The sequence below is a fragment of the Frankia sp. CcWB2 genome (genome assembly GCF_977927585.1).
The window spans coordinates 18,931-19,485 of the sequence record NZ_CDWRCM010000056.1 but is presented as its reverse complement, the minus strand read 5'-3'; the positions used below and the strand labels follow the sequence as shown (position 1 = coordinate 19,485).

The 555-nt window shown below is 68.6% G+C and carries 1 protein-coding gene; it reads left to right on the top strand.

Annotation, left to right across the window (positions count from 1 at the left end):
* Positions 1-555 (top strand): alpha-(1->3)-arabinofuranosyltransferase domain-containing protein (locus tag ACY45C_RS08425; RefSeq protein WP_462187067.1); only part of this gene is annotated, 555 nt, incomplete at both ends.

The following is a 555-nucleotide window of genomic DNA, read 5'->3' as shown; positions in this document are numbered from 1 at the left end:
GCTCGTTCCGCTGGCCCGACCGCTTCGCGTTCGTCGCCGCGTTCGGCTACATGCTCTCGCCCTACATCCTGGAGTACGAGGCGCGGATCTCGGCGATCCTGCTGCCCTACGCCGGACTGGGCTGGTTGATCGGCATCACCGTGCGCGGGTTGCGCGAGGCGGAGTCCGGCCGGGCCGGCTGGCGCTTCCCCGCCGCCTTCGCCCTCGTGGTCACGACGATCGGCAGCATCAACGCCTCCAGCCTGATCTTCATTCTGTCCGCCCCACTGCTGTGGATACCGTTCGCCGTCTGGGGTACCCGCGAAGTCCGGCTCGGCGCCGCCGTGAGTATGTGCACCCGTGCGGTGCTGGTCGTCCTCGTCACGTCGGCATGGTGGATCGCGGGGCTCTACACCCAGGCCGGTTACGGCCTCAACGTCCTCGCCTTCACCGAGACAATCGAGACGGTCGCCAGCAGCTCGCAGGCCTCTGAGGTGCTGCGGGGCCTGGGCAACTGGTTCTTCTACGGGCAGGACGCGCTCGGTCCGTGGATCGGGCCGGCCACCCACTACACCC